23 protein-coding genes are annotated in these 24,922 nt (G+C 67.8%); 17 read left to right on the forward strand and 6 right to left on the reverse strand.

Going from position 1 to position 24,922, the window contains the following annotated elements:
* Positions 1–19 precede the first annotated feature (19 nt).
* Complete coding sequence (locus PMI14_RS16125) at positions 20–973, forward strand: DMT family transporter (RefSeq protein WP_081497339.1); 954 nt, start codon at positions 20–22, stop codon at positions 971–973.
* On the opposite strand, the gene rraA is transcribed toward PMI14_RS16125, so the two are convergent.
* A complete protein-coding gene (rraA, locus tag PMI14_RS16130; RefSeq protein WP_007856153.1) occupies positions 965–1,477 on the reverse strand; it encodes a ribonuclease E activity regulator RraA in 513 nt (170 codons plus the stop codon). The two genes, PMI14_RS16125 and rraA, sit on opposite strands and share 9 nt — an antisense overlap.
* A gap of 324 nt (positions 1,478–1,801) precedes the next feature.
* Between rraA and PMI14_RS16135 the strand changes: the two genes are divergently transcribed.
* The 10 genes from PMI14_RS16135 to PMI14_RS16180 all read left to right on the forward strand — a co-directional run bounded on the left by PMI14_RS16135 (position 1,802) and on the right by PMI14_RS16180 (position 11,040).
* A complete protein-coding gene (locus PMI14_RS16135; protein WP_007856154.1) occupies positions 1,802–2,134 on the forward strand; it encodes an SWIB/MDM2 domain-containing protein in 333 nt (110 codons plus the stop codon).
* A 312-nt stretch (positions 2,135–2,446) separates the two neighbouring features.
* On the forward strand, positions 2,447–4,681 hold the full coding sequence (locus PMI14_RS16140; protein ID WP_007856156.1) for a TonB-dependent siderophore receptor: 2,235 nt from the start codon (positions 2,447–2,449) through the stop codon (positions 4,679–4,681).
* A 53-nt stretch (positions 4,682–4,734) separates the two neighbouring features.
* Entirely contained in the window at positions 4,735–5,427 is a 693-nt protein-coding gene (locus tag PMI14_RS16145) for a Fe2+-dependent dioxygenase (RefSeq protein WP_007856158.1), read from the forward strand.
* Between the two features lie 107 nt (positions 5,428–5,534).
* Positions 5,535–6,656 carry an alpha-hydroxy acid oxidase gene (locus tag PMI14_RS16150; protein ID WP_007856160.1) on the forward strand — a complete coding sequence of 374 codons (1,122 nt, stop codon included), beginning with the start codon at positions 5,535–5,537 and terminating at the stop codon, positions 6,654–6,656.
* A gap of 121 nt (positions 6,657–6,777) precedes the next feature.
* A complete protein-coding gene (locus tag PMI14_RS16155) occupies positions 6,778–7,050 on the forward strand; it encodes a bacterioferritin-associated ferredoxin (protein ID WP_007856164.1) in 273 nt (90 codons plus the stop codon).
* A gap of 101 nt (positions 7,051–7,151) precedes the next feature.
* Positions 7,152–7,847: an energy transducer TonB gene (locus PMI14_RS16160; protein ID WP_007856165.1), complete on the forward strand. Its 696-nt coding sequence runs from the start codon at positions 7,152–7,154 to the stop codon at positions 7,845–7,847.
* A gap of 15 nt (positions 7,848–7,862) precedes the next feature.
* Positions 7,863–8,582, forward strand: coding sequence for a MotA/TolQ/ExbB proton channel family protein (locus PMI14_RS16165; RefSeq protein ID WP_007856166.1), 720 nt, complete (start codon positions 7,863–7,865; stop codon positions 8,580–8,582).
* A 3-nt stretch (positions 8,583–8,585) separates the two neighbouring features.
* Positions 8,586–8,993: a biopolymer transporter ExbD gene (locus tag PMI14_RS16170; protein ID WP_007856167.1), complete on the forward strand. Its 408-nt coding sequence runs from the start codon at positions 8,586–8,588 to the stop codon at positions 8,991–8,993.
* 205 nt (positions 8,994–9,198) lie between these two features.
* Positions 9,199–9,423, forward strand: coding sequence for a hemin uptake protein HemP (gene hemP / locus PMI14_RS16175; protein WP_007856168.1), 225 nt, complete (start codon positions 9,199–9,201; stop codon positions 9,421–9,423).
* Positions 9,424–9,834: 411 nt separating this feature from the next.
* Positions 9,835–11,040, forward strand: coding sequence for a fatty acid desaturase (locus PMI14_RS16180; protein ID WP_007856169.1), 1,206 nt, complete (start codon positions 9,835–9,837; stop codon positions 11,038–11,040).
* An 80-nt stretch (positions 11,041–11,120) separates the two neighbouring features.
* On the opposite strand, the gene PMI14_RS16185 is transcribed toward PMI14_RS16180, so the two are convergent.
* The gene (locus tag PMI14_RS16185) at positions 11,121–11,528 is read right to left on the reverse strand and encodes a heme-binding protein (RefSeq protein ID WP_007856170.1); all 408 of its coding nucleotides are present in this window, start codon (positions 11,526–11,528) and stop codon (positions 11,121–11,123) included.
* 257 nt (positions 11,529–11,785) lie between these two features.
* On the opposite strand from PMI14_RS16185, the gene PMI14_RS16190 reads away from it, so the two are divergent.
* Positions 11,786–12,481: a Bax inhibitor-1/YccA family protein gene (locus tag PMI14_RS16190; RefSeq protein ID WP_007856171.1), complete on the forward strand. Its 696-nt coding sequence runs from the start codon at positions 11,786–11,788 to the stop codon at positions 12,479–12,481.
* 111 nt (positions 12,482–12,592) lie between these two features.
* The gene (locus tag PMI14_RS16195; protein ID WP_007856172.1) at positions 12,593–12,958 is read left to right on the forward strand and encodes a hypothetical protein; all 366 of its coding nucleotides are present in this window, start codon (positions 12,593–12,595) and stop codon (positions 12,956–12,958) included.
* A gap of 67 nt (positions 12,959–13,025) precedes the next feature.
* Here the strand turns inward: PMI14_RS16195 and rlmD are convergent, their stop codons facing one another.
* The 3 genes from rlmD to PMI14_RS16210 form a co-directional block, all read right to left on the reverse strand.
* Positions 13,026–14,489 carry a 23S rRNA (uracil(1939)-C(5))-methyltransferase RlmD gene (rlmD, locus tag PMI14_RS16200; protein ID WP_007856174.1) on the reverse strand — a complete coding sequence of 488 codons (1,464 nt, stop codon included), beginning with the start codon at positions 14,487–14,489 and terminating at the stop codon, positions 13,026–13,028.
* Positions 14,490–14,558: 69 nt separating this feature from the next.
* Entirely contained in the window at positions 14,559–14,861 is a 303-nt protein-coding gene (locus PMI14_RS16205; protein WP_007856175.1) for a hypothetical protein, read from the reverse strand.
* An 84-nt stretch (positions 14,862–14,945) separates the two neighbouring features.
* Complete coding sequence (locus PMI14_RS16210) at positions 14,946–15,419, reverse strand: Lrp/AsnC ligand binding domain-containing protein (RefSeq protein WP_007856176.1); 474 nt, start codon at positions 15,417–15,419, stop codon at positions 14,946–14,948.
* On the opposite strand from PMI14_RS16210, the gene putA reads away from it, so the two are divergent.
* On the forward strand, positions 15,343–19,290 hold the full coding sequence (gene putA, locus PMI14_RS16215) for a trifunctional transcriptional regulator/proline dehydrogenase/L-glutamate gamma-semialdehyde dehydrogenase (RefSeq protein WP_369751472.1): 3,948 nt from the start codon (positions 15,343–15,345) through the stop codon (positions 19,288–19,290). The genes PMI14_RS16210 and putA overlap by 77 nt on opposite strands.
* Before the next feature lie 16 nt (positions 19,291–19,306).
* Here the strand turns inward: putA and PMI14_RS16220 are convergent, their stop codons facing one another.
* On the reverse strand, positions 19,307–20,173 hold the full coding sequence (locus PMI14_RS16220; RefSeq protein ID WP_007856178.1) for a tripartite tricarboxylate transporter substrate binding protein: 867 nt from the start codon (positions 20,171–20,173) through the stop codon (positions 19,307–19,309).
* 251 nt (positions 20,174–20,424) lie between these two features.
* Between PMI14_RS16220 and acnA the strand changes: the two genes are divergently transcribed.
* Genes acnA through PMI14_RS16235 form a run of 3 tightly spaced genes read left to right on the forward strand, consistent with a single transcriptional unit; the run spans position 20,425 to position 24,789 of the window.
* Positions 20,425–23,073 carry an aconitate hydratase AcnA gene (gene acnA / locus PMI14_RS16225; RefSeq protein ID WP_007856179.1) on the forward strand — a complete coding sequence of 883 codons (2,649 nt, stop codon included), beginning with the start codon at positions 20,425–20,427 and terminating at the stop codon, positions 23,071–23,073.
* A 34-nt stretch (positions 23,074–23,107) separates the two neighbouring features.
* Entirely contained in the window at positions 23,108–24,043 is a 936-nt protein-coding gene (locus tag PMI14_RS16230; RefSeq protein WP_007856180.1) for a GntR family transcriptional regulator, read from the forward strand.
* On the forward strand, positions 24,040–24,789 hold the full coding sequence (locus tag PMI14_RS16235) for an ABC transporter substrate-binding protein (protein WP_007856187.1): 750 nt from the start codon (positions 24,040–24,042) through the stop codon (positions 24,787–24,789). The genes PMI14_RS16230 and PMI14_RS16235 overlap by 4 nt, the downstream gene beginning before the upstream one ends.
* Positions 24,790–24,922: the final 133 nt, after the last annotated feature.

Below are 24,922 nucleotides of genomic sequence, written 5' to 3' on the forward strand. Positions count from 1 at the left end.
CCCCCCCCCGCACCGCCCGATGACCACCCCCAGCCGCACCGTTGCCTACCTTTGCCTGGCCCTCAGCATGTCGCTGGTGGGCAGCTATGTCGCCCTGTCCAAGCCGCTGGCCGCCGTGCTGCCGGTGTTCCTGCTGGCCTGGATGCGCTTTGGCATCGGCGGCCTGGCCATGCTGCACTGGCTCAGGAAACCCGCCGACGAGCCACCCATGACGGCGCAGACCCTGCGCCTGCTGTTCCTCGAGTCCTTCCTGGGCAACTTCCTGTTCACCGCCTGCATGATCTACGGCGTGAGCCTGACCAACGCGGTCACCGCCGGCGTCACCATGGCCAGCATGCCGGCGGCCGTGGCGGTGATGAGCTGGGCCTTCCTGCGCGAGAAGGTGGCGCCGCGCACCTGGGTGGCCGTGGGCTGCGCCGTGGTCGGCATTGCCCTGTTCGCCATGGCAGGCCCCAGCGCCAGCCATGCCAGCCCGGCAGGTGCCGATGCGCCCTCGGGCAAGACCCAGCTCGCATGGTTGGGCCAGTTGCTGCTGCTGGGCGCCGTGGTGTGCGAGGCCGCCTACTCCGTGATCGGCAAGAAGCTCACCGGCGCGCTGGGGCCCAAGCGCATCACCTCCATCATCAACCTGTGGGGCTTCACGCTGTCGGCTCCGCTGGGCCTGTATGCCGCGTGGCACTTCGACTTCGCGGCGGTGGGCTGGGGCACCTGGGTGCTGCTGGTGTTCTACGCCCTGGCCGCCAGCATCTGGACCGTGTGGCTGTGGATGACCGGCCTGCGCGTGGTGCCCGCAGCCCAGGGCGGCGTGTTCACCGTGCTGCTGCCCGTGAGCGCGGCCCTGGTGGGCGTGCTGGTGCTCGGCGAATCGCTCAGCGGCCTGCAGCTCATGGCCTTTGCCATCGCGCTGGCCAGCGTGCTGCTGGCCACCCTGCCCTCGCGCCTGGCCTGGCGGGTGGGAAGAAAGTCAGGCTGACAGCGGCCCTGCACTGACCACGATGCCATCGGCATCGGCGTAGAGCCAGTCACCGGGGCGCACCCAGACGCCCTGGATCTGCACGGCCACGTCGCGCTGGCCCTCGTTGCGCTTCTCGGTGGGCAGGGGCATCAGGGCCAGGGCGCGGATGCCCACGGCCGCTGCACGCAGTTCGGCGATGTCGCGCACGCAGCCATCCACCACCACGCCGGCCCAGCCGTTGCGTGCGGCGGCAGCGGCCAGGTTGCCCCCGACCAGCGCCTTGCGCAGCGAGCCGCCGCCGTCGACCACTAGCACCCGGCCGTTGCCGGGCGAATCGACCGCGGCCTTGACCAGGGTGTTGTCCTCGAAGCACTTGACGGTGCTCACCGGCCCGCTGAAGGCCGGCACGCCCCCCAGGTCCTGGAACACGGGCGGCAGCACGCGGAAGGCACCGCTGTCGTCGCCCTTGTGTGCATCGCAGAAATCACAGGTGCTGAAGGCCGGGGAGGATGGGGCTGTCATGGAGCAAAAACCTTTCGTGCGAAGAGAAAAAGGAGGAAGCCGGTGCTGCACAGGCAATCACCGCCATTCATTGTCCTGCACGGCGGCCGCCCCGGCAGGCCCGACTGCCACGCACCCGCATAACCTCGGCAGCCCACTTTCTCCCCCAGGGAAAGCACCAAAACGGTGAGCTTTACCTTCCCTGGGGCAAGCAAGCAACAAATCGAGGCAAAAAAAGCGTTTTCTCCCTTGGAAACGCGTTTTTTTCCCAGTAGCATCGGCCTGCCAGCAGAGAGGCTAGCTCTCACTGGTCAGACAATCTACTTCCAACAAGGAAAATCCAACATGGCAACTGCAAAAAAGGCTCCGGCAAAAACAGCACCCGCAGCCAAGACGCCCGCCACCAAGGCGGCGGCTCCTGCCAAGAAGCGCACGCCCAACGCTGCGTTCATGAAGGCCCTCACCCCCAGCCCCGCTCTCGCGGCTGTGGTCGGCTCGGCACCGCTGCCACGCACGGAGATCATCAGCAAGCTGTGGGTCTACATCAAGGCCAACAACCTGCAGGATGCTGCGAACAAGCGCAACATCAACGCAGACGCCAAGCTCAAGGAGCTGTTTGGCAAGCCCCAGGTGTCGATGTTTGAACTGGCTGGCCTGATCGGCAAGCACGTCAAGTAAGCAGCACACCAGCGCCCGGGGCAACGCCCTGGGCTCCCTGAAAAGCCGGCCCTGCGCCGGCTTTTTTGCGCCTTGCGCCGTAAAGCCCAGGTAAAGCTGTTGCAAAAAGGTAACAAGTTAAATATGAATAATACGCAACACGATTAAGATTCCGGCGCCCCCGAAGCACAGCCACGCACGCGATCTGCCGTTGCCAGCCACTGCACACCCCAGGCGTTCACCGCCTGCGCACGCCGCTTGCCAGCCACTGCTTCAGAACACTTTCCGTCGCGAGCCCCCTCGCGTCCCCACCGTTCCGCTGGAGAAGCCCCCTTGGCCAAGAAACACCACCGCCGCGCGCAGCCTGCTGCCCGCGCCGCCGCGCCCATCGCCACCGCCACCCCCTTCACGTCCGACAAGGGCCTGCTGCCCCTGGGCGCCCTCATGCTGGCTGCATCGGTGAGCAGCTGGGCCCAGACCGCCACGCCCGAAGCCACCATGGGCACGGTGACGGTCAAGGAAGCTGCCGAAGTGCAAGGCAAGGACACCCTGCTGCTCAAGAAGACCACGGTCGGCAAGGGCAACCAGGACATCAAGGACATCCCCCAGTCCGTGACGGTGTTCACCGAAAAGCTCATGAACGACCGCAACCAGGACGATTTCCGCGAGGTGCTGCGCACCACGGCGGGTGTGACCTTCCTGTCCGGCGAAACAGGCGAGGAAGACGTGCGCCTGCGCGGCTTCTCGCTGGGCCAGGCCGGCGACATCTATGTGGACGGCATGAAGGATGCCCCACTGATCGAGCGTGACACGTTCAACAACGACCGCATCGAAGTGCTCAAGGGCTCTGCCTCCATGCTGTTCGGCAAGGGCTCGACCGGTGGCGTGGTCAACCAGGTGAACAAGTATCCGTTGCTGATCGACCAGCATGAAGCCGCCTACACCTTCGGCACCGGCCAATACCACCGCGCCACGGGAGACTTCAACTTCAAGACCGGCGAAAACGCGGCCTTCCGCTTGAACGCCATGGTGCAGGAGTACGACAACTACGGCGCCAAGCAGGACAAGCGCGGCATTGCGCCGACGTTCGCCTGGGGCATCGGTACGCGCGACGAGTTTTCGGTCGGGCTGTACTACTTCGAATCCAAGGGCCGCCCGCTGTACAACCACCCCTGGCGCGTGGTCGACGGCAAGATCAACACGCCCCTGGATGCACGCAACTACTATGGCCTGGCCAGCGACCACAACAACACCTCTTCGCAGTACGTCACGCTGGGACACATCCACCGTTTTGACGACAACGGCGAGCTGACCACGCGCCTGCGCTATGGCAAGTACGAGCGCGATCTGCTGGCCAGCACCATCGGTTTCCAGAACGGCGCCATCACCCTGGACCAGATCAACGGCAACACCGTGCTGACCCGCGGCTCCAAGGGCCGCCTGGGCGAAAGCGAAGTGCTGCAGGTGCAAAGCGACTACAACAACACCTTCAACTGGGGTGGCCGCAAGCACGCGGTACTGGCCGGTGTGGACTACTACGACGACGACGCCAAGCGCAACCAGAACTACGCCAACACCACGACGCGCCCGAACACGACCGTGGGTTCCCCCAATGATGGCGCCGGGGTGGCCGATGGCCGTGCACCGCTGCAGTGGAACACGTTCGCCTCGCGCAACCTGGGCCTGTACTTCCAGGACACGGTTTCGATCAACGACACGCTCAAGCTGGTGGCCGGCCTGCGCTTTGACAACTTTAAGGCGTCCTACAACAACGCGACTGGCGCACTGAGCAACTCCCGCTCCGACAGCCTGTACAGCCCCCGCGTGGGCCTGCTGTTCCAGCCCAACGAGCTGGCCTCGTACTATGCGTCGTTCGGCACTTCGTACAACACCTCGGGCGACACCTACCAGTTCGGCAACCCCGGCAACACCACGGCCCGCACGGCCAACACGCCACCGGAGAAGAGCCGCAATTTCGAGATCGGCAGCAAGTTCGAGCTGTTCGAGCGCCGCGCACTGCTGGGTGTGGCCGCGTTCTACAGCCAGAAGTACAACGAGCGCAACACCGACCCCGACACCGCAGCCCAGCAGGAACTGCTGTCCGGCGAGCGCCACGCCACCGGCATGGAGTTCAACCTGGCAGGCCGCCTGACGCCCAAGTGGGAGCTGTTCGCCAACCACACCTGGATTCCGTCGGCCAAGATCGATCGCAGCAATGTGGTGCTGGCTGCCAACGGCAGCGGTGCGCAGGTGCAGGGCGACCGCCCCGGCCTCACGCCCAAGCACAGCGGCAGCGTGTGGACGACCTTTGCCCTCACCGCCAAGCTGCGCCTGGGTGCAGGCCTGACCTACCGCGGCAAGCAGAATCCCGACGGTGCGCGCACCGTGTACGCCAGTGGCTTTGCCGTGGTGGATGCCATGGCCGAATACGCCTTCAACGACAAGACCGCATTGAAGCTGAACGTCAGCAACCTGTTCGACCGCACCTATGCGGACGGCCTGTACCGCGGCTTCTACACGCCGGGCGTGCCCCGCTCCGTGCAGTTGACGCTGAAGACGCGCTTCTGATGCCGTGACGAAATGACTCCCCCCTGACCGGGGCGGAGTCACAATCGGCCACCATGTTCCTGCACCTCAAGAATGTTCTGACCGCCGAAGAAATCACGCTCTTCCGGCAAAGACTCCGGGCGCCCGAAACCCCCTGGATGGACGGCGCGCGCAGTGCGGGCAGCCAGGCCGTGCACCAGAAGAACAACCTGCAGCTTTCGCAGGGCAGCGAGCTGTCGGGCCAGTTACAGGGCTTGGTCAAAGCGGCGCTCGCCCGCAATGCCTTGTTCTTTTCAGCCGCCCTGCCTCGGCGCATCTACAACCCCCTGTTCAACAACTACGGAGACGGCGCCAACTTCTATGGCGACCATGTGGACAGTGCCGTCATGCACTCCAAGGCCGACAACTGCTGGGTGCGCAGCGACCTCTCGTGCACGCTGTTCCTGACCCCGCCCGAAGAATACGAAGGTGGCGAACTCGTGGCCACCGAAGCCTGGGGCGAAAAACGCATCAAACTGCCGGCTGGCGACATGGTCCTGTACCCCAGCAGCACCGTGCACCAGGTCTCGCCCGTCACCCGCGGCCATCGCATCAGCAGTTTCTTCTGGGTGGAAAGCATGGTGCGCAGTCTGGAGCAGCGGCAAGTGCTGTTCGACATGGACATGGCTCTGCTGCAACTGAGGCAGCGCGTGGGCGAAACAGACCCCTCGGTGATCGCGCTGTCGGGCACGTATCACAATCTGCTGCGCATGTGGGCCGATGTGTGAGCCCTCCTGCCAACAGCAGGCCCCGACATGCAGGACATTCCTCACCCCCTGCGCCAAGCCCGGCAGCAGGCGCCTGCTGACCTGACGCCAGCTGCACCGGCCTTTCCATGACCCACGTTCCAACACACCAACAGCTGCCCCCGGGCCTCGTGAGCCTGGCGGATCACGAGCAGCAAGCCAGGCAGCACCTGGACGACAACGCGTGGGCCTATTTTGCGGGTGGCGCCGCCGATGAGATCACCCTCCGGAGCAACCGCAGCGCCTGGGATGCCCTGCGCCTGTGGCCGCGCGTGCTGCGCCCCCTGGCGGGCGGCCACACCCGTGTGCAGCTGCTGGGCCGCACGCTGGCCCACCCCGTGCTGCTGGCCCCCGTGGCCTTCCAGCGCCTGGCCCATGGCGATGGCGAGCTGGCCACCGCCTATGCGGCCGCCGCGCTGGGCGCCGGCCTGGTACTGAGCACCCAGGCCACGCTGCCGCTGGAAACCATTGCCCAGGCGGTGCTGAACGACGCCGGGCGCGGCCCCCTGTGGTTCCAGCTGTACCTGCAGCACGACCGGGGCTTTACCCAGGAACTGGTGCAGCGCGCCGAGGCCGCAGGCTACGAGGCCCTGGTGCTGACGGTGGACGCCCCGTCGAGCGGCGCCCGCGACCGCGAGCGCCGCGCGGGCTTTCGGCTGCCCCCCGGCATCGCCGCCGTGAACCTGGCGCAGCTACCCCCGCCCCCGCGCGTGGCGCTGCAGCCCGGCCAGAGCGCCCTGTTCGATGCCCTGCTGCACCAGGCCCCTACCTGGGACGATGTGGTCTGGCTGCAGTCCATCACCCGCCTGCCGGTGCTGCTCAAGGGCGTACTGCACCCGGCCGACGCCCGCCAGGCCGCGGGCCTGCAGGTGGCGGGCCTGGTGGTGTCCAACCACGGCGGCCGCACGCTCGATACCGCCCCCGCCACGGCCAGCGCACTGCCGCGCATCGTGCAGGCGGTGGAGGGCCGCCTGCCCGTGCTGGTGGATGGCGGCATCCGCCGCGGCACCGATGTGCTCAAGGCGATGGCGCTCGGGGCATCCGCCGTGCTGGTCGGCCGCCCCGTGGTCTGGGGCCTGGCCAATGCGGGTGCCGCCGGCGTGGCCCATGTGCTGCGCCTGCTGCGCGATGAGCTGGAAATCGCCATGGCGCTCACCGGCTGCGCCACGCTGGCAGATGCCTCGCCCGCCTTGCTGGAAGGCGATTTTTAGAACCTGTTCAAGGCCGGCAATCGGGTTTTCCCCTCTCGCCAGGAATGGTTTGTTGCAAATGCGAAAAATTCGCATTTATAATCACCCATCTTCTACCAGCCAGCCACCACTGCCTGCCGCCATGATCGTCTGTGTTTGCCGCCGGATTTCTGACCGCGAGATCGCCCGCCACGCCCGTGCAGGCATGAGCTTTGATGAGATCCAGTTCGAACTGGGCGTGGCCACCCAATGCGGGTGCTGCGAAAGCTGCGCCCGCGACGTGGTGGCCCAGTGCAGTGCATCGAGCCCGGTCGCCGCCCTGCACAACGAGGCAGCGCCCCAGACGATCCAGCTTGCCAGCTCCATCATGGAAAGCAAGGCATGGAACTCCTCTCTACACTCGCCGGCAGCCTGATCCTCGTCGCAGGCTCGGCCTGGTGGATCTTCCGCAAATAATCAAGGTCTCACAGGCCTGTGCCGCTTGCCGTGCAAGCGGCGGCAGCTGCCATCACACTTATGTCTCACCCTGATCGTTTTGCCCCTCCCGCGGGCGTCAGTCGCAATACCGTGATCGTAGGCTCCGTCGTGCTGTTGCATGTGGCGGGGATCTGGGCACTGCAGTCGGGCCTGCTGCGCCGCGCGGCGGAAGTCATCGTGCCGGCAGAGCTGCTCAGCGAGTTCATTGCGCCGCCCGCGCCCAAGATCGAGCCACCGCCGCCCAAGCCGCCGGCACCACCGCCACCGCGGCCCGCCCCCCAGGTGAAGGCACCGCGCCCGGCCCCCATGCCCGTGGCCATTGCCGATCCCACGCCGGCCCCCAATGCCCCCACGGGGGTGACCACGCCCCAGCCCCCCGCGCCGCCCATCGCCGCCCCTGTGGCCGTGGAAGCGCCGCCACCGGCCCCACCCGCCCCCCCGGCCCCGCCCAAGATCGAACTGCCATCGAGTGATGCCGCCTACCTGAACAACCCCAAGCCCAGCTACCCCGCCATCAGCAAGCGCATGGGCGAGCAGGGCAAGGTGATCCTGCGCGTGCTCATCGGCACCGACGGCTCGCCACAGAAGGTGGAAATCAACAAGTCCAGCGGCTTCGAGCGCCTGGACCGCCAGGCCCAGGAAGCCGTCATGCGCTGGCGTTTCACGCCCGGAAAGCGCAATGGCGTGCCAGAGACCATGTGGAACCTGGTACCCGTCAATTTTGTTCTCGAATAATCATCAGGAGTTCTCATGGAATCGCAATTCGGCATCGCCAACGTATGGATCCAGGGTGACTTTGTCACCCGCGCAGTGGCCGTCATCCTGCTGGCCATGTCCCTGGCCTCGTGGATCGTCATCATCATCAAGGCCCTGGACATCGTGAAGTTCAAGAAGCACACCCGTGCCGCCCAGGACTTCTGGCACAGCGAGGACTTTGCCGCCGGCCTGTCCAAGCTGGGCAGCGACAACACCAACCCCTTCCGCCATCTGGCCCTGGAAGGCCGCGAAGCCACGGCCCACCACCGCAACACCAAGGCGCACCTGCACGACAGCCTGGACGTGAGCGACTGGGTCACGCGCTGCCTGCGCAACTGCATCGACGAGTTCACCTCGCGCCTGCAGTCGGGCCTGGCCATCCTGGCCTCGGTCGGCTCCACCGCCCCCTTCATCGGCCTGTTCGGTACCGTCTGGGGCATCTACCACGCGCTGCTGGCCATCGGCACCTCGGGCCAGTCGACCATCGACAAGGTGGCCGGCCCCATCGGCGAAGCGCTGATCATGACCGCCCTGGGCCTGGCCGTGGCCATCCCCGCCGTGCTCGGCTACAACGCCCTGGTGCGCGGCAACAAGTCCATCCTGGGCGGCCTCAACAGCTTTGCCCACGACCTGCACGCCTACTTCGTCACCGGCGCCCGCGTGTCTGCCGGCGGCGAACAGGCCAAGGTGCTGCCGCTCAAGAAAGGCAGCTAAGCCATGGCCTTCGGAACGCAAGACGAAGCCGATGACGTGATGAACGAGATCAACATGACGCCACTGGTGGACGTCATGCTGGTGCTGCTCATCATCTTCATCATCACCGTCCCCGTCATGAAGCACTCGGTGAACGTGGACCTGCCCCGCGCCACCAACCAGCCCGAGGACGTCAAGCCTGAAACCGTGCGCCTCTCGGTGGCGGCCGACGGCAAGTACTACTGGAACGAGTCCCAGGTGACGGACGAGGAGCTCTTCCCGCGCCTGCAGGCCGAAGCGGCCAAGCAGCCCCAGCCGGACCTGCACATCCGCGGCGACAAGGAAGTGCGCTACGAACGCGTGGCCCAGGCCATGGCCAGCGCCCAGCGCGCCGGCGTGCGCAAGATCGGCTTCGTGACCGACCCGCAGTGATGCGCCTGCCGCGCCGCAAGGCGCGGGCGGCCGCCATGCAACGACAGGCCTTCGGGCCTGTTTTGCTTGGTGCCTGCGGTGTCCGCACCGTGATCCCCCACTTTCGCCAAAGATTCTTGCCGGTTCGTGAAGAAATCACTTGACCAGTAATTGCGAATCACTATCATTAGCGAACCGTACAAATCAACGTACCAGGAACTCCTTCATGCAAGCCACCCTGACTGCCGCCACGCTCCTGCGCCCCGCCCCTGCAGACACCCTGCAGCCGCAGCAGGCCGCCGCATTGCGCAGCGCCACCTCGGTGGACGCAACGGTCGCCGTGGACAGCAATGATCTGCTGCAGGGCCAGAAGGCCGTGGCCATCAGCCACAACGGCTCGGTGTACCGCCTGCAGGCCACCAAGCTCGGCAAGCTGATCCTCACCAAGTAAGGACATCTCTCCATTCAACAGGTTTCATCGTGGGGCGACTCCCGGGCTTCCAGTCCGCAAGGGTCGTTTTTGCCAGCCAACGGGCTTGATTGACCCGCGTAGCCAGGCCTTTTTTTCCACGCCAGCCTCCTCGGGCCAGAGCCGACCGCCACCCCGGCGCTCTCCCCACCCAAAGGCCCCCGACGCGGCCGTTTTCCTTGGTGCATGGCCGCCAGCGCGCAGCCAAGGCAAACGCCCGAAATGGGCGGTTTTCACCCTGCTGTTCCGCAACGGGACACGGGTCGGGTGTGAAACACTTCTTGACGTTTCTCCCTTTTGCGGGCACCGCCAGCCAAACTCCATCTGGCAGCCAGCCACACGCCTGCGGCGTCACGCGAAGGGGCCATCCGCCACCCTGTGCACTGCCCGCCCATGACCCAGCCCACCACCGCCCGGCCCGAGATTTCCAAAGCCCAGTTGCTGCAGGAACTGTCGGCTTTTGCCAATCCCAGCGACCGCAAGGGCGTGACCCTGGTGCTGCGCGACCACGTGCTGTACTGGGCCTTCATCGCCACCGTGCTGCTGGCCGGGCCGACGTGGATCAAGGTCGTGGCTGCACTGATGGCGGGCGTGCGCCTGTCCTCGTTCTATACCCTGGCGCACGATGCCGCCCACGGCACCCTGGCCCGTTCCAAGCGCCTGAACTGGGTGCTGGCGCTCGTGGCCGGCGTGCCCGCCACGCACAACTACCGCATGTGGTCGCACGACCACAACAAGGTGCACCACCCTTACACCAACGGCGACCACTTCGACTACTACACGCCCTACTCCAAGGCCGGCTACGACGCGCTGCCCTGGTACCGGAAGGTGCTGGAGCACATCTACCGCGCGCCCCTGGGCATCGGCCTGTGGCTGTACTTCGCGATCCACTGGTTCCCGACCCGCATCTACCCCAACGTGCGCACGCCCAAGGACCAGGTGCCCGAGTCGCGCAAGTACTCCGCCCTGCTGCTGGCCTACCACGGCAGCTACGTGGCCTTCCTGCTGTGGTCGCCCGCCTTCGCCCCCGTCACGGCCCTGCAGGCCGTGCTGCTGGGCTGGGTGCTGCCGCTGTTCACGCTGATGTTCCTGAGCAGCACCTCGCTGTACATCATGCACACCCACCCCAACATCCCCTGGTTCAAGAGCGACGACCTGCGCAGCAACCGCCACAGCCCCGAGGTCTGCTCGGTGGTCTGGGTGCTGCCCGACTGGATCTCCAAGGTAGTCAACAACGTCTACAACCACGCGGCGCACCACGCGCATGCCGGCATCCCGTCCTACCACCTGCTGGCCGCGCAAAAGCGCATGAACGAGCTGGTGGGCCACAAGCTGGTGATCGAGAAGGCCTCGGTGCGCACCCTGCTGCGCACCATGCGCACCTGCAAGCTCTACGACTACGAGAACCACCAGTGGCTGGACTTCAAGGGCCAGCCCAGCGCACCGCGCATCGACCTGGAGCAAAAGGGCCTGGTCGCCCTGCGCAACCCCGTGCGCCGGCCCGCAGCGCCCATCCAGGCCCCCATGCCCAGCCCCTGTGCAGCGCCCAGCAGCAACGGCAACGCCCTGCCCCACCCCATGGCAGACGCAACCGCCTGACACTTGGCATCCCCCAACGAAAAAACCGGCCAAGGCCGGTTTTTTTCATGGGTGGTGCATGCCAAAAGACATGCCGCGGCTCACAGGCCGATGGCGGCGATGCCGGCGCGCGCGACCTGCGCGTCTTCGGTGGACTTCACGCCGCTCACGCCCACGGCGCCCAGGCACTGGCCGTCCTTGAGGATGGCCACGCCGCCTTCGAGCAGGCCGTCGATGGTGGGGGCGCTCAGGAAGGCGGTGCGCCCACCGTTCACGATGTCCTCATAGACCTTGCTGTCGCGGCGGCCCAGTGCGGCCGTGCGGGCCTTGGACGGAGCGATGTGCGAGGACACGGCGGCGGCACCGTCCAGGCGCTGCAGCCACAGCAGGTGGCCGCCATCGTCCACGATGGCGATGGTCACGGCCCAGTGGTTCTTCAGGGCTTCGGCTTCGGCGGCGGCGGCAATGGCCTTGACGTCGGCCAGTTCGAGTTCGTGCTTGGTCTTCATGGGTGCGGTGCGGGTTGGAGGAGGCGCCAACGCGCCCCCAGGGATGGAAACCGGCAAGCATAGCGGCTCCCGGCGGGGCCACCAACTGTGCCTGGGGCGAAAGAATAGTGACCGGGGACAGCGCAATCCCTCACGCCACCGCCCTCTGCGCCGTCCATGGCAAGCCCGTTGGCCGGTGCGGGTATTGCCATTGGGGGGAACGCCTCCACCTAGAATTTGTCCAAACCTGTACCGTGCAGGCACAAGGAGAGATACAGATGAATGACCAAGTCACCACCCTGAACCATTCGGCGGGCTATGGCATTTCGCAGGAAGAGCGCCACAAGGTGCTGCGCAATACCTATTGGCTGCTCGCACTGAGCATGATCCCCACCGTGCTGGGCGCCTGGATCGGCGTCGCCACGGGCATCACGCAGTCGCTGCGCGGCGGCGTGGGCCTGATCGTGTTCCTGGGCGGCGCGTTCGCCTTCATGTACGCAATCGAAAAGACCAAGCGCTCTGCCGCCGGTGTGCCCGTGCTGCTGGCCTTCACCTTCTTCATGGGCCTGATGCTCTCGCGCATGATCGGCATGGTGCTGGGCTTCAAGAACGGCACCGACCTGGTGATGACCGCATTTGCCGGTACCGCAGGCGTGTTCCTGGTCATGGCCACCCTGGCCAGCGTGATCAAGCGCGACCTCTCGGGCATGGGCAAATGGCTCATGGTGGGCGCCCTGGTGCTCATGGTCGGCGCCATCATCAACGTCTTCGTCGGCTCCTCGGCCGGCATGATGGCCATCTCGGTGGCTGCCATCGGCATCTTCAGCGCCTACATGCTGTATGACCTCAAGCAGATCCTGGACGGCGGCGAGACCAACTACATCAGCGCCACCCTGGCCCTGTACCTGGACATCTTCAACGTGTTCCAGAGCCTGTTGGCCCTGCTGGGCATCATGGGCGGCGAGAAGGACTGAGCTTCTTTCGCGCTGCTCCCCCTCAAAAAGGCTCCTTCGGGAGCCTTTTTGTTGACCACGGGCAACGGGCAAGCCTCAACCCCGGCGGCGTGCTGCCGATAATGGAAGTACATGCGCCCTACCGACGACTTTCCCACCGCCCTTTCCGTTCTGCGCCTCCTGGCCGTCTCTGCCGCCCTGCTGGCACTGGCCGGGTGCGACAAGATCACTGCCAGCCTGGGACTGAACGAAGCCCAGCAGAAGGATACCGAGGCCCGGGCCATTGGCGGGGCCTGCCGCCACGCACTGCGCGGCGTGGAAGACTGCTACACCCTCAATCCCAAGGCCCCCAAGGCGGCGGTCTTCGATGGATGGAAGGAGATGGACCAGTACATGCGCGACAACAAGATCGAAGGCACGCCTGCGGTGGTCACCAAGCCGCCCGAGCCAGCGCCCAAGCGTGCGGCAGCGAAGGCCTCTGCGCCCGCCGAGCATTGAACCGACCAAGACGACAAAGGGGCCCTCGGGCCCCTTTGCGCTTCGCGGCGGGTGATGTTCCCCGGCCTCAATCCCGCTCGAACACCGCCATGCTCTCCACGTGCGCCGTGTGCGGGAACATGTTGACCATACCGGCCGCCGTGCAGCGGTAACCGCCCAGGTGCACCAGCAGGCCGGCGTCGCGCGCCAGCGTGGCGGGGTTGCAGCTCACGTAGACGATGCGCTTGGGCGCGATCCAGTTCTCAGCCCCGGCCGGCAGCGGCGCAGCCCCTTCGGCACCAATGCGGGCCTGCTCGATGTCCGCCAGCGCCTTGGCCAACGCGAACGCGCCCTCGCGCGGCGGGTCCACCAGCCATTTCTCGGCCGAGCCGTCGGCGATCAGCATCTCGGGCGTCATCTCGAACAGGTTGCGCGCCACGAAATCGGTGGGCGCCAGGGCCTTGCCGCCTTCGGCCACCAGGCCCTGGTTGAGCCGGTAGTTCTCGCGCGAGCGCGCCACCAGCGTCTCGCTGCCCTCGATGCCCAGCACCTCACGGCCCTGGGTGGCCAGGGGCAGCGTGAAGTTGCCCAGGCCACAGAACCAGTCGATCACGCGCTCGTGCTTTTGCACGTCCAGCAGGCGCAGCGCGCGCGTCACCAGCACGCGGTTGATGTGCGGGTTCACCTGCGTGAAGTCGGTGGGCTTGAAGGGCATGGTGATGCCGAAGTCCGGCAGCGCATAGGACAACTGCTCGCCGCCCTCCTCCATGAGCTTCACGGTCTCGGGACCCTTGGGCTGCAGCCACCATTGCACCTGGTGGGCGGCTGCGAAGTCGCGCAGCCGGGCCAGGTCGTCCGCGCTCAGCGGCTCCAGGTGGCGCAGCACCAGCGCGGTCACGCTGTCGCCGCAGGCCAGCTCGATCTGCGGGCAGGTGTCGCGCGCGTCCATGGAGGCGATCAACGCGCGCATGGGCATCAGCATCGCGTCCACATGCGGGGGCAGCACCGGGCAGGTCTGCATGTCGGCCACATAGCGGCTCTTGCGCTCGTGGAAACCCACCAGCACCGTGCCCTTCTTGATGACGTGGCGCACCGACAGGCGCGCGCGGTAGCGGTAGCCCCAGGCCGGGCCCTCGATGGGGCGCAGCACCATCTCGGCACGCACCTTGCCCAGGTGCCACAGGTTGTCTTCGAGCACGCGCTGCTTGACCGCCACCTGCCCGCCCACGTGCAGGTGCTGCATCTTGCAGCCGCCACAGGCCCCGGCATGCAGGCCGAAGTGCTGGCAGCCCGGGCGCACGCGCTGCGACGATTCGCGGTGGATCGCCGTCAGGCTGGCCTGCTCCCAGTTGTTCTTCTTGCGGTGGGTGTTGGCGGTGACGTATTCGAACGGCAGCGCGCCGTCGATGAACACCACCTTGCCATTGGGCCTGCGGGCCACGCCCTGGGCTTCGAGGTCCAGGGATTGCACGGACAGCCAGCCTTCCGGCAGTTCTCCCGCTTCCTGCTGGGCGGGTTCATACGAGGGGGACAATTCTTTGGGTTCGCTCATCCCCTGATTGTCTCAGAGGCGGCGAACCGTCCCGCCGCCCCTTGCGGCCGGCAGGAAGAGAGGGCGCAATCAGCCGCGGTCGGCGCGCGGTGCGCGGCGGCCACCGGGACCGGTCATGCGGGCTGGTGCAAAGCGGGGCAACTCGTTGATGCGCAGGTCGCAGCCATGGTTGTCCAGCGTGAACACCAGCGTGCTGCCGGGCGCCACGCGGGGCAGCACTTCGTGGATCTGGTAGGACATGTCCACCGGCGGCTCGGGCGAGCGGTAGATGATTTCCTTGGCCGGGCTGTAGACCACGTAGCAGGCAGCGGAGGCGGTCTGGCCAAAGCAGGCGGCCACCAGGGCAGCTGCAGCGTATTTGAATGCGGACATGAGAACTCCTCCTGCGACTTTCGGGTATTGCACCCATTATGCGGGCTTGCAGGGCGCTCGCCAATGCAGGCGTTGCGCGCGTGCCTACCGCAGCACGAGGTGGTTGGTGTGCTTGACCTCTTCCATCACCGCATAGGTGCGCGTTTCGCGCACGCCCGGCAGCTGCCACAGCACGTCGCCAGCAAACACGCGGTAGGCGTTCATGTCGGCCGAGCGGGTCTTGAGCAGGTAGTCGAACCCCCCCGCCACCATGTGGCACTCCATGATCTCGGGGTGCACCTGCACGGCGGCCTTGAACTGGTCGAACACATTCGGCGTGGTGCGGTCGAGCAGCACCTCGACGAAAACCAGCATGCCGGCCCCCAGCTTGAGCGGGTTCAGCCGCGCCTCGTAGCCCAGGATGAAGCCGTCGCGCGTGAGCCGCTGCACGCGCGCCAGCACCGCCGTGGGCGACAGGGCCACGGCTTCGGCCAGCTTGAGGTTGGCAATGCGCCCGTCTTCCTGCAGGATCGACAAAATTCTGCGGTCGATACGGTCCAGATCGGCTTCATTGGTCATTGACTCTAGTGATTCATTCGTTCGAATGGCCAATTTTCGAACATTTATTCATCGCAAGTCCAGACATGATCCGTTTCAGCGGGGCAGACAGCCGTTTGCCCCGAACTTCTCTCACCAAGACGCCGCCATGACCCACCCCACCGCCTTCGCCGACTTCGCCCCGCGCACCCCGCTGGCCAGCCCGCTGCGCGCCGCCATCACCGCGGCCTGCCGCCGCCCGGAACCCGAGGCCCTGGCACCGCTGCTGGAGCAGGCCCGCGTGCCGCAGGAGGTGGCCGCGGCCGCGCAGCAGCTGGCACTGCGCATCGCGGGCGCGCTGCGCCAGCGCAAGGCCGCCAGCGGCCGCGCCGGCATCGTGCAGGGCCTGCTGCAGGAGTTTTCGCTGTCGTCCCAGGAGGGCGTGGCCCTGATGTGCCTGGCCGAGGCGCTGCTGCGCATCCCCGATGCGGCCACGCGCGACGCGCTGATCCGCGACAAGATCAGCAACGGCCAGTGGGAGCCGCACCTGGGCAAGAGCCCCTCGCTGTTCGTCAACGCCGCCACCTGGGGCCTGCTCATCACCGGCAAGCTGGTGGCCACACACAGCGAGGGCAGCCTGGGTGCATCGCTGGGCCGGCTCATCGGCCGGGGTGGCGAGCCGCTGATCCGCAAGGGCGTGGACATGGCCATGCGCATGATGGGCGAGCAGTTCGTGACCGGCGAAACCATTGCCGAGGCCCTGGCCAACGCGCGCCGCATGGAGGCCGAGGGCTTTCGCTATTCCTACGACATGCTGGGCGAGGCCGCGCTGACCAGCGCCGATGCCGAGCGCTACTACGCCTCCTACGAGCAGGCCATCCACGCCATCGGCAAGGCATCGGCCGGGCGCGGCATCTACGAGGGCCCGGGCATCTCGATCAAGCTGTCGGCCCTGCACCCGCGCTACAGCCGCGCGCAATTCGGCCGCGTGATGGACGAGCTCTACCCCCTGGTGCTGCGCCTGACCGAGCTGGCCAGGAGCTATGACATCGGCATCAACATCGACGCCGAGGAGGCCGACCGGCTGGAGATCTCGCTCGACCTGCTGGAGCGCCTGTGCCACGCCGAGAGTCTGGCAGGCTGGAACGGCATCGGCTTCGTGATCCAGGCCTACCAGAAGCGCTGCCCCTACGTCATCGACTTCGTGATCGACCTGGCCCGGCGCACGCGCCGCCGCCTCATGGTGCGCCTGGTCAAGGGCGCCTACTGGGACAGCGAGATCAAGCGCGCCCAGATCGACGGCCTCGCCGACTACCCGGTCTACACGCGCAAGGTGCACACCGACATTTCCTACGTGGCCTGCGCGCGCAAGCTGCTGGCCGCGCCCGAGGCCGTGTACCCCCAGTTCGCCACGCACAACGCCGAGACCCTGGCCACCATCTACCAGCTGGCGGGCAGCAACTACTACGCGGGCCAGTACGAGTTCCAGTGCCTGCACGGCATGGGCGAGCCGCTGTATGAGCAGGTAGTGGGCGCCGTCACCGCCGGCAAGCTGGGCCGGCCCTGCCGCATCTACGCCCCGGTGGGCACGCACGAGACGCTGCTGGCCTACCTGGTGCGCCGCCTGCTGGAGAACGGCGCCAACACCTCCTTCGTGAACCGCATCGCCGACGAGACCATCGCCCTGGCCGAGCTGGTGCGCAGCCCCGTTCAGGTGGTGGACGAAACCGCCGCCCGCGAAGGCACCGCCGGCCTGCCCCACCCGCGCATCCCGCTGCCAGGGGCGCTGTACGGCCATGGCCGCGCCAACTCGCAAGGTCTCGACATCGCCAGCGACGCCACGCTGGCGCAACTGGGCGCCACCCTGCAGGCCAGTGCGCTGCACGATTGGAAGGCCGGCCCGCTCCTGGCCACCGATGCCCCCGCCGGCCCCACCACCCCGGTACGCAACCCTGCCGACCTGCGCGACGTGGTCGGCCAGGTGCAGGAGGCCACGGCCGACGACGTGGACCAGGCACTGAAGCACGCACAGCAGGCGGCACCCGCCTGGGCCGCCACCGCCCCCGCCGAGCGCGCTGCCGCCCTGCAGCGCACGGCCGACCTGCTCGAAGAGCGCCTGCAGCCGCTGATGGGCCTGTTGATGCGCGAGGCCGGCAAGAGCGCCAGCAACGCCATCGCCGAGGTGCGCGAGGCCGTGGACTTCCTGCGCTACTACGCGGCCCAGGTCGCCACCACCTTCGACAACGCCACGCACCTCCCGCTGGGCCCCGTGGCCTGCATCAGCCCCTGGAACTTTCCGCTGGCCATCTTCATGGGCCAGGTGGCCGCGGCGCTGGCCGCCGGCAACACGGTGCTGGCCAAGCCGGCCGAGCAGACGCCGCTCGTCGCCGCCGAAGCCGTGCGCCTGCTGTGGCAGGCCGGCGTACCGCGCGGCGCGGTGCAGCTGCTGCCCGGCCAGGGCGAGACCGTGGGCGCGCGCCTGATCGGCGATGCCCGGGTGATGGGTGCCATGTTCACCGGCTCCACCGAGGTGGCGCGCATCCTGCAAAAGACCATTGCGGGCCGGCTCGATGCCGCTGGCCGCCCCATCCCGCTGATCGCCGAGACGGGCGGGCAGAACGCCATGATCGTGGATTCCTCGGCCCTGGTGGAACAGGTGGTCACCGATGCGGTCTCGTCGGCCTTCGACAGTGCGGGCCAACGCTGCTCGGCCCTGCGCGTGCTGTGCGTGCAGGAGGATGCCGCTGACCGCGTGGTCGAGATGCTCCAGGGCGCCATGGGCGAGCTGCGCATGGGCAACCCCGGTGCCCTCGCGGTGGACGTGGGCCCGGTGATCGACGCGGAAGCCCAAGGCGGCATCCACAGGCACATCGAGGCCTTCAAGGGCCGTGGCCACCGTGTATTCCAGCACTGCCGCAGCGATGCTGCCGAGGCTGCGCAGGGCACCTTCGTGCCGCCCACGCTGATCGAGCTGAACAGCATCAGCGAGCTGCAGCGCGAGGTCTTCGGCCCCGTGCTGCACCTGGTGCGCTATGCCCGCCAGGACCTGGACCAGCTGCTCGACCAGATCAACGCAACCGGCTACGGCCTGACCCAGGGCGTGCACACCCGCATCGACGAAACCATCGCCCGCGTGGTGGACCGCGCGCACGCCGGCAACGTCTACGTCAACCGCAACATGGTGGGCGCCGTGGTGGGCGTGCAGCCCTTTGGGGGCGAAGGCCTGTCGGGAACCGGGCCCAAGGCCGGCGGCCCCCTGTACCTGCTGCGCCTGCTGGCCGAGCGCCCGGCCGACGCGCTGGCACGGACCTTAGCCGCCGCCGACCGCGCCGCCCCGCCCGACCTGGCTGCACGCGACCAGCTGCTGATGCCGCTGCGTGCGCTGGAACGCTGGGCGCAGATGGGCAACCAGGCCACGCTGGCCGCCACCTGCCGCCGCTTTGCCGGCGAAAGCCAGAGCGGCACGGCGCGCACCCTGCCCGGCCCCACGGGCGAGCGCAATGTCTACAGCCTGCTGCCCCGCGCCACGGTGCTGTGCATCGCCTCTGCCGAGGATGACGTACTGACCCAACTGGCCGCCGTGCTGGCCAGCGGCGGCAAGGCCGTGTGGAGCGATGCCCACACCGCCCTGCGCACCACCCTGCCCGCCGAGGTGCAGGCACGCATCGTGACCACGGGGAACGCCCTGGGGGATAGCAGCATCGAACTGGCTGCGGTGCTGCACCATGGCAGCCCTGAAGCCTTGCGCAGCGTGTGCGAACAGCTCGCGCGCCGACCTGGCCCCATCGTCGCCGCCACGGCGCTGCCCCCGGGCAGCACCGTGGTACCGCTGGAGCGGCTGGTCATCGAGCGTGCCCTGAGCGTGAACACGGCCGCAGCGGGCGGCAATGCGAGCCTGATGACCATCGGCTGAGCTTTGTGGAGCGCGCTCACTCGATGGAGATGTTGCGCTCCTTGATCAGCTTGGACCAGCGCTCGCTCTCGCTGGCGATGAAGCGGGCGAAGTCCTCGCGGGTTCCGCCACCGAACTCGTTGTTCTGCGACTGGATGATGTCCCTGACCTCGGGCCGTTCGATCGCCTTGGCGAAGGCTTCATGCAGCCGGGCCACGATAGCCGGCGGGGTTCCCTTGGGCGCGACGTAGCCCATCCAGTTGGACACGGTCACCTGCGGGTAGCCGAGCTCCGCGAAGCTGGGCGTGTCCGGCAGGGTCGACAGGCGCTTGGCCGAGGTGACGGCGATGGGCCGGATCTTGCCGGCCTTGATGGACTGCAGCGCTGCGCCCGTCTGCTCGAACATCAGGTCCACCTGCCCGGCCAGCAGTGCGGTGGCGGCAGGGCCGCCGCCCTTGAACGGAATGCCCACCATGTCGATGCCTGCGGTGCTTTCGAACAGCTCCGCCGAAAGATGGTGTGCGCCCCCGGGCCCCGCGTTGGCAATGTTCAGCGAACCCGGGGCCTTCTTCGCTGCCGTGACGATGTCGGCGACCGTCTTGTACGGCTTGCTGGCGGGGGTCGAGAGCACCAGCGGGCTCTTCTCCAGCAGGATGATCGGAACCAGGCTCTCGGGCGCGAAGTTCAGCTTGGGATAGATCCAGGGATTCACCGCCAGGGGGCCGAAGCTGCCCATGCCGATGGTGTAACCGTCCGGCGCGGCGCGGGCCAGCATTTCCGTGCCGATGTTGCCGCTGGCCCCCGGCTTGTTGTCCACGACCACCGGCTGGCCCAGGATGGCCGAGAGCTGCTGCGCCACCAGGCGTGTCTTGACGTCCGTATTACCGCCCGCGGCGAAGGGCACGATGATCGTGATGGCCTTTGCCGGGTAGGGCGCCGCCCCTTGCTGCGCGTGGGCGAGGCCCGGCGCTGCGCAGGCAAGCAGCGCAGCGGCGATCGCCGTCCTTCGGGTCCATGTGGGTGCGTGCGGTGCATGGTCTGTTCTCCATCTATAGGTGAGGGGTGTGCGGGCCGGCGCTCCTTCAAGTGCGCTTCGGGCACTTCGGGTTTGCGCTTAATTGCATTTTACGGTTGTAATATGCAAAAATAGAACCTATGGAAAACACCAATGCCTGCCCTTCCGGGCAATTCGAGGTCGACGGAGAGGTGCTGCACGCCGTGGATCTGCCGGCCCTGTTCGGTCCGCGCCTGGCGCGCCTGCCGGTGGTACTGCGCCTGCTGCTGGAGAACGCCGTGCGCAACATGCAGGGGGCGGAGAGGGACGCCGCCGTCGATGCCCTGCTCGCCTGGCTGGACACCGGTACCAGCACGGCTGAAATTGCCTTCCAGCCGGGCCGCGTGCTGATGCATGACACGACCAGCACCCCGGCGCTGGTGGACATCGCGGGCATGCGCGACGCGCTGGCAGAGGCCGGTGTCGACCCCGCAGTGCTGAACCCCGGGCTGCCGGTCGATGTCTCGGTGGACCACTCGCTGGCCGTCGAGATCCATGCCCGGCGCGATGCCCTGGCGCGCAACCTGGAGCACGAAATCCGCAGGAACGGCGAGCGCTACCGCTTCCTGCGCTGGGCAGCCGCGGTGCTCGATGGGGTGCGCATCCACCCCCCGGGCACGGGCATCATGCACACCATCAACCTGGAGCAACTGGCGACGGTGGTCACCACCGAGGTCCGGGGCGGCGTGCGCTGGGCCCTGCCCGACATGATGATCGGCACCGACAGCCACACGCCCATGGTCAACGGCATCGGCGTGCTGGGCTGGGGCGTGGGCGGGCTGGAGGCGCAGACCGTGATGTTCGGCATGCCCACCATGCTGCGCATACCCGACGTCATCGGCGTCAAGCTCACCGGCGCCCTGGCGCCCGGCGTGCTGGCGACGGACCTGGCACTGACCGTGACACAGCGCTTGCGCGCAATCGGCGTGTCGGGCGAGTTCGTCGAGTTCTACGGCCCGGGCGTGTCCACGCTGACTGCAGGCCAGCGCAGCGTGGTGGCCAACATGGCACCCGAATACGGCGCCACGACCGGCTTCTTCCCGGTGGACGGCCAGACCACCGCCTACCTGCTTGGCACGGGCCGCAGCGCGGCGCAGGTGCGGCTGGTCGAGGCCTGCCTGCGCTTTGCCGGGCTGTGGTTCGACCCCGAGGCCGAGCCCACCTTCACACGCCGCATCGAGGTCGACCTGACCACGGTGGGCATGCACATCGCCGGCCCGCAAAGGCCGCAGGACCTGCTCGACCACGGCGATGCGGCGCGGGTTCTGCGCGCCATCGGCTTCACGCCGCGGGCGGACGCCGGGCCGGGTGCGGGACTGCCGCGCCATGCCATCGCCATCGCCGCGATCACCAGTTGCACCAACACCTCGGACCCGGCCCTGCTGATCGCCGCCGGCCTGGTGGCGCGCAAGGCGCGCGCGCTGGGCATGCAGGTGCCCCACTGGGTCAAGACCTCGCTCGGGCCCGGCTCTCCGGCCGCCGCCTCGTACCTGAAGCGCGCCGGCCTGCTGGACGACCTGTCGGCCGTGGGTTTCGACATCGTCGGCCATGGCTGCACCACCTGCATCGGCAACCCCGGCCCCCTGCCCGAGATCATCCGCAGCGAGCTGGCGCAGGGCCGCATCCGCCCGGTGGCGGCGATCTCGGGCAACCGCAACTTCCCCGGGCGCGTGCACCCCGACCTGGACCTGGGCTTCCTCATGTCGCCCCCGCTGGTCATCGCCTTCGCGCTGGCCGGCGATGCCGAGCGCAACCTGCGCGAAGAACCGATCCAGACCCTGGCCGACGGGCGCCAGGTGTTCCTCCGCGACCTCTGGCCCAGCCACGGGGAGGTCGCCCGCATCACCGCGCAGGCAGTGCAGGCACCCGACTTCGCACGCGACTTCCGCATCGCCAGCCAGTCGCCGCTGTGGCACCAGCTGGACGCGCCGGCCACGCCGCGCTTTCCCTGGGACCCGGCGTCCACGGCCCTGCGGCGCCCGCCGTTCGCCTCTCTCGACCAAGGCAGCCAGCTGGGCCGCTACACGGCCTACCCGCTGCTGGTTGTCGGCAACGACATCACCACCGACCACATCTCCCCCGCCAGCGCCATTCCGCCCGACAGCCTGGTGGCCGACTTCCTGGTGGCGCGCGGCGATGACCGCAACGACCTCAACGTCTTCGCCTCGCGGCGCGGCAACTGGGAAGTGATGCTGCGCGCGGCCTTCCACAGCAAGACGCTGGTGAACCGGCTGGCCCCCGGCGCGCCCGTGGCCCACACCCTGCACGCCCCAAGCGGGCAGGTGCTGCCGATCTGGGAGGCCGCAGCGCGCTACCGCGAGGAAGGCCACGCCGTGGTGCTGGTGGCCGGCGAACGCTATGGCACGGGCTCATCGCGCGACTGGGCCGCCAAGGGCCAGCGGCTCCTGGGCATCCGCGCGGTGCTGGCCATGGGCTTCGAGCGCATCCACCGCTCCAACCTGGTGGGCATGGGCATCCTGCCGCTGCGCTTTGCCCGGGGTGTCGGCCCCGACACCCTGGCCCTGCAGCCGGGTGACCGCATCGTGGTGGACGCCCCGGCCCAGGGACTTGACCCGCGCTGCCAGGTACCCGTGGAGATCTTGCGCGCCAACGGCACGCGCGAGACCCTGGTGACCACCGCGGGGGTGGAGACCCAGCTCGAAGTGGAACTGCTGCGCAACGGCGGCGTGATCCCGCTGATCCTGCGCCAGACGATGGCCGCTCATGCGAAAACACCGGTCGCAGCGTAGGTCCGCGGGCGCCGGGCGTGGAAAATCGGTCCCCATGAAGACCGAATCCACCATTCCGGCCCAGATCATCGCGCTCGCCCAGTCCGAGCAGTGGGCGCTGGGCACGCACCTCAAGGCCCAGGGGCTGGCCGACCGCCTGCGCGTGTCGCGCTCGCCCATCAACGACGCACTGCAACTGCTGGCGGACAAGGGCGTGCTGTCGCGCGAGCGCAACCGCGGCTACTTCCTGGCGGCCCTGCCCACGGACCTGTCCAGCGAGACACTGGAGGAGATCGGTGTGTCCGAGACCGACGCCGTGGGCACAGCCTACTTTCGCATCGCCGAGGACCGGCTGCGCGGCCTGTTGCCGGACAGCATCACCGAAACGGCCCTGCGCGCGCGCTACCAGCTCACGCTGGGCCAGTTCACCGCCGTGCTGGGCCGCATCGCCCAGGAGGGCTGGGCCGAGCGCAAACCGGGCTACGGCTGGGAGTTCACCTCCATGCTGACCACGCCCGACAGCCTGCTGCAGTCCTACCGGCTGCGCCTGGCGCTGGAGCCGGCGGCCTTGCTGGAGCCGGGCTACCAGCTCGACGCCCAGGTGCTTGCGCGCTGCCGCGCCGCCGAAATGCATTTGCTGCAGGGCGGCATCGCCACCGACACGGCCGACCAGTTGCACGACCGGGGCGTGCGCTTCCATGAGTCGCTGATCGAGGCCTCGGGCAATGCCTTCTTCATCGACACCATCCGCCGCGTCAACCGCGTGCGCCGCCTGCTCTCGTACCGCTCGATGAAAGACCGCAGCCGCTACCAGCAGCACTGCGAGCAGCACCTGCACATCCTGCAACTGCTGGAGCACGAGCGCAACGAAGAGGCATCGCTGGCGATGCGCGAACACCTTTCCAGCACGCTGCGCAACCTGGCGCAGATCAGCGACCTCCTGCAGGCCCCCTCCGCCCCGCGCGGCAAGCCCCCAGCACCCACGGCATGAACACCTCCGCATCCCCCGACCTCCTTCAGGCCCTTGCGCCCACCGGCGTGCTGCGCGCCTCCATCAACCTGGGCAACCCCATCCTCGCGCGCCGCGACGGCGACGGCCAGGCCGCGGGCGTCTCGGTGGACCTGGCCCAGGCCTTCGTCCACCGGCTGGGCATCGGGCTCGAGCTCGTCGTCGTCGACGCGGCGGGCAAGTCGGTGGACGTGGTCACCGAGGAAAGGGCCGACATCGGCTTCTTCGCGATCGACCCGGTGCGGGGTGCTGGCATCGCCTTCACCGCGCCCTACGTGCTGATCGAAGGCGCCTACCTGGTGCGCGATGCCTCGCCGCTGCACAACAACGAGGACGTGGACCGCCCTGGCCAGACCATCACGGTCGGCAAGGGCAGCGCCTACGACCTGTACCTCACACGGGAAATCCGGCATGCGCAGATCGTGCGCGCCCCCACCTCGCCCACGGTGGTGGACACCTTCGTGGAACAGCACCTGGATGTCGCGGCCGGCGTGAAGCAGCAGCTGCAGGCCGATGCACAGCGCATCGCCGGCTTGCGCCTGCTGCCCGGGCGCTTCATGGTGATCCAGCAGGCCATGGGCCTGCCGCGCTCCCGGGATGCGGCCGCGGTCCGATTCCTGGGGGCCTTTGTCGAGGAGGTGAAAGCCAGCGGCTTTGTCGCGCAGGCGCTGGCCAGGCATGGCATCGAGGGCGCTTCCGTTGCACCAGCCGAGCAAAGGCAGGACTGAAAGCGCCGCCTTGGGGCAAGGCCCATCGCCATGAAGTGAGCAACCAACGGCGCACCTCCGGTGTGCGGCAATCATTCGATCAACTTGCCCACTGCACCCGGAAATGGGCGCCCGCCTCCATTGAGCAGCGCCG

This window comes from Acidovorax sp. CF316, from assembly GCF_000276605.1.
Taxonomy (GTDB): Bacteria; Pseudomonadota; Gammaproteobacteria; order Burkholderiales; family Burkholderiaceae_C; genus Acidovorax.

What these genes read in the sequence shown, in the direction of transcription:
- PMI14_RS16150 (WP_007856160.1), top strand. Translation starts at nt 5,535, where the DNA reads ATGACCCACGTTCCAACACACCAACAGCTGCCCCCGGGCCTCGTGAGC.
- PMI14_RS16190 (WP_007856171.1), top strand. Translation starts at nt 11,786, where the DNA reads ATGAATGACCAAGTCACCACCCTGAACCATTCGGCGGGCTATGGCATT.
- PMI14_RS16235 (WP_007856187.1), top strand. Translation starts at nt 24,040, where the DNA reads ATGAACACCTCCGCATCCCCCGACCTCCTTCAGGCCCTTGCGCCCACC.
- PMI14_RS16165 (WP_007856166.1), top strand. Translation starts at nt 7,863, where the DNA reads ATGGAATCGCAATTCGGCATCGCCAACGTATGGATCCAGGGTGACTTT.
- PMI14_RS16145 (WP_007856158.1), top strand. Translation starts at nt 4,735, where the DNA reads ATGTTCCTGCACCTCAAGAATGTTCTGACCGCCGAAGAAATCACGCTC.
- PMI14_RS16180 (WP_007856169.1), top strand. Translation starts at nt 9,835, where the DNA reads ATGACCCAGCCCACCACCGCCCGGCCCGAGATTTCCAAAGCCCAGTTG.
- PMI14_RS16135 (WP_007856154.1), top strand. Translation starts at nt 1,802, where the DNA reads ATGGCAACTGCAAAAAAGGCTCCGGCAAAAACAGCACCCGCAGCCAAG.
- PMI14_RS16125 (WP_081497339.1), top strand. Translation starts at nt 20, where the DNA reads ATGACCACCCCCAGCCGCACCGTTGCCTACCTTTGCCTGGCCCTCAGC.
- PMI14_RS16195 (WP_007856172.1), top strand. Translation starts at nt 12,593, where the DNA reads ATGCGCCCTACCGACGACTTTCCCACCGCCCTTTCCGTTCTGCGCCTC.
- acnA (WP_007856179.1), top strand. Translation starts at nt 20,425, where the DNA reads ATGGAAAACACCAATGCCTGCCCTTCCGGGCAATTCGAGGTCGACGGA.
- hemP (WP_007856168.1), top strand. Translation starts at nt 9,199, where the DNA reads ATGCAAGCCACCCTGACTGCCGCCACGCTCCTGCGCCCCGCCCCTGCA.
- PMI14_RS16170 (WP_007856167.1), top strand. Translation starts at nt 8,586, where the DNA reads ATGGCCTTCGGAACGCAAGACGAAGCCGATGACGTGATGAACGAGATC.
- PMI14_RS16160 (WP_007856165.1), top strand. Translation starts at nt 7,152, where the DNA reads ATGTCTCACCCTGATCGTTTTGCCCCTCCCGCGGGCGTCAGTCGCAAT.
- PMI14_RS16210 (WP_007856176.1), bottom strand. Translation starts at nt 15,419, where the DNA reads ATGACCAATGAAGCCGATCTGGACCGTATCGACCGCAGAATTTTGTCG.
- PMI14_RS16155 (WP_007856164.1), top strand. Translation starts at nt 6,778, where the DNA reads ATGATCGTCTGTGTTTGCCGCCGGATTTCTGACCGCGAGATCGCCCGC.
- PMI14_RS16230 (WP_007856180.1), top strand. Translation starts at nt 23,108, where the DNA reads ATGAAGACCGAATCCACCATTCCGGCCCAGATCATCGCGCTCGCCCAG.
- rlmD (WP_007856174.1), bottom strand. Translation starts at nt 14,489, where the DNA reads ATGAGCGAACCCAAAGAATTGTCCCCCTCGTATGAACCCGCCCAGCAG.
- rraA (WP_007856153.1), bottom strand. Translation starts at nt 1,477, where the DNA reads ATGACAGCCCCATCCTCCCCGGCCTTCAGCACCTGTGATTTCTGCGAT.
- PMI14_RS16185 (WP_007856170.1), bottom strand. Translation starts at nt 11,528, where the DNA reads ATGAAGACCAAGCACGAACTCGAACTGGCCGACGTCAAGGCCATTGCC.
- PMI14_RS16205 (WP_007856175.1), bottom strand. Translation starts at nt 14,861, where the DNA reads ATGTCCGCATTCAAATACGCTGCAGCTGCCCTGGTGGCCGCCTGCTTT.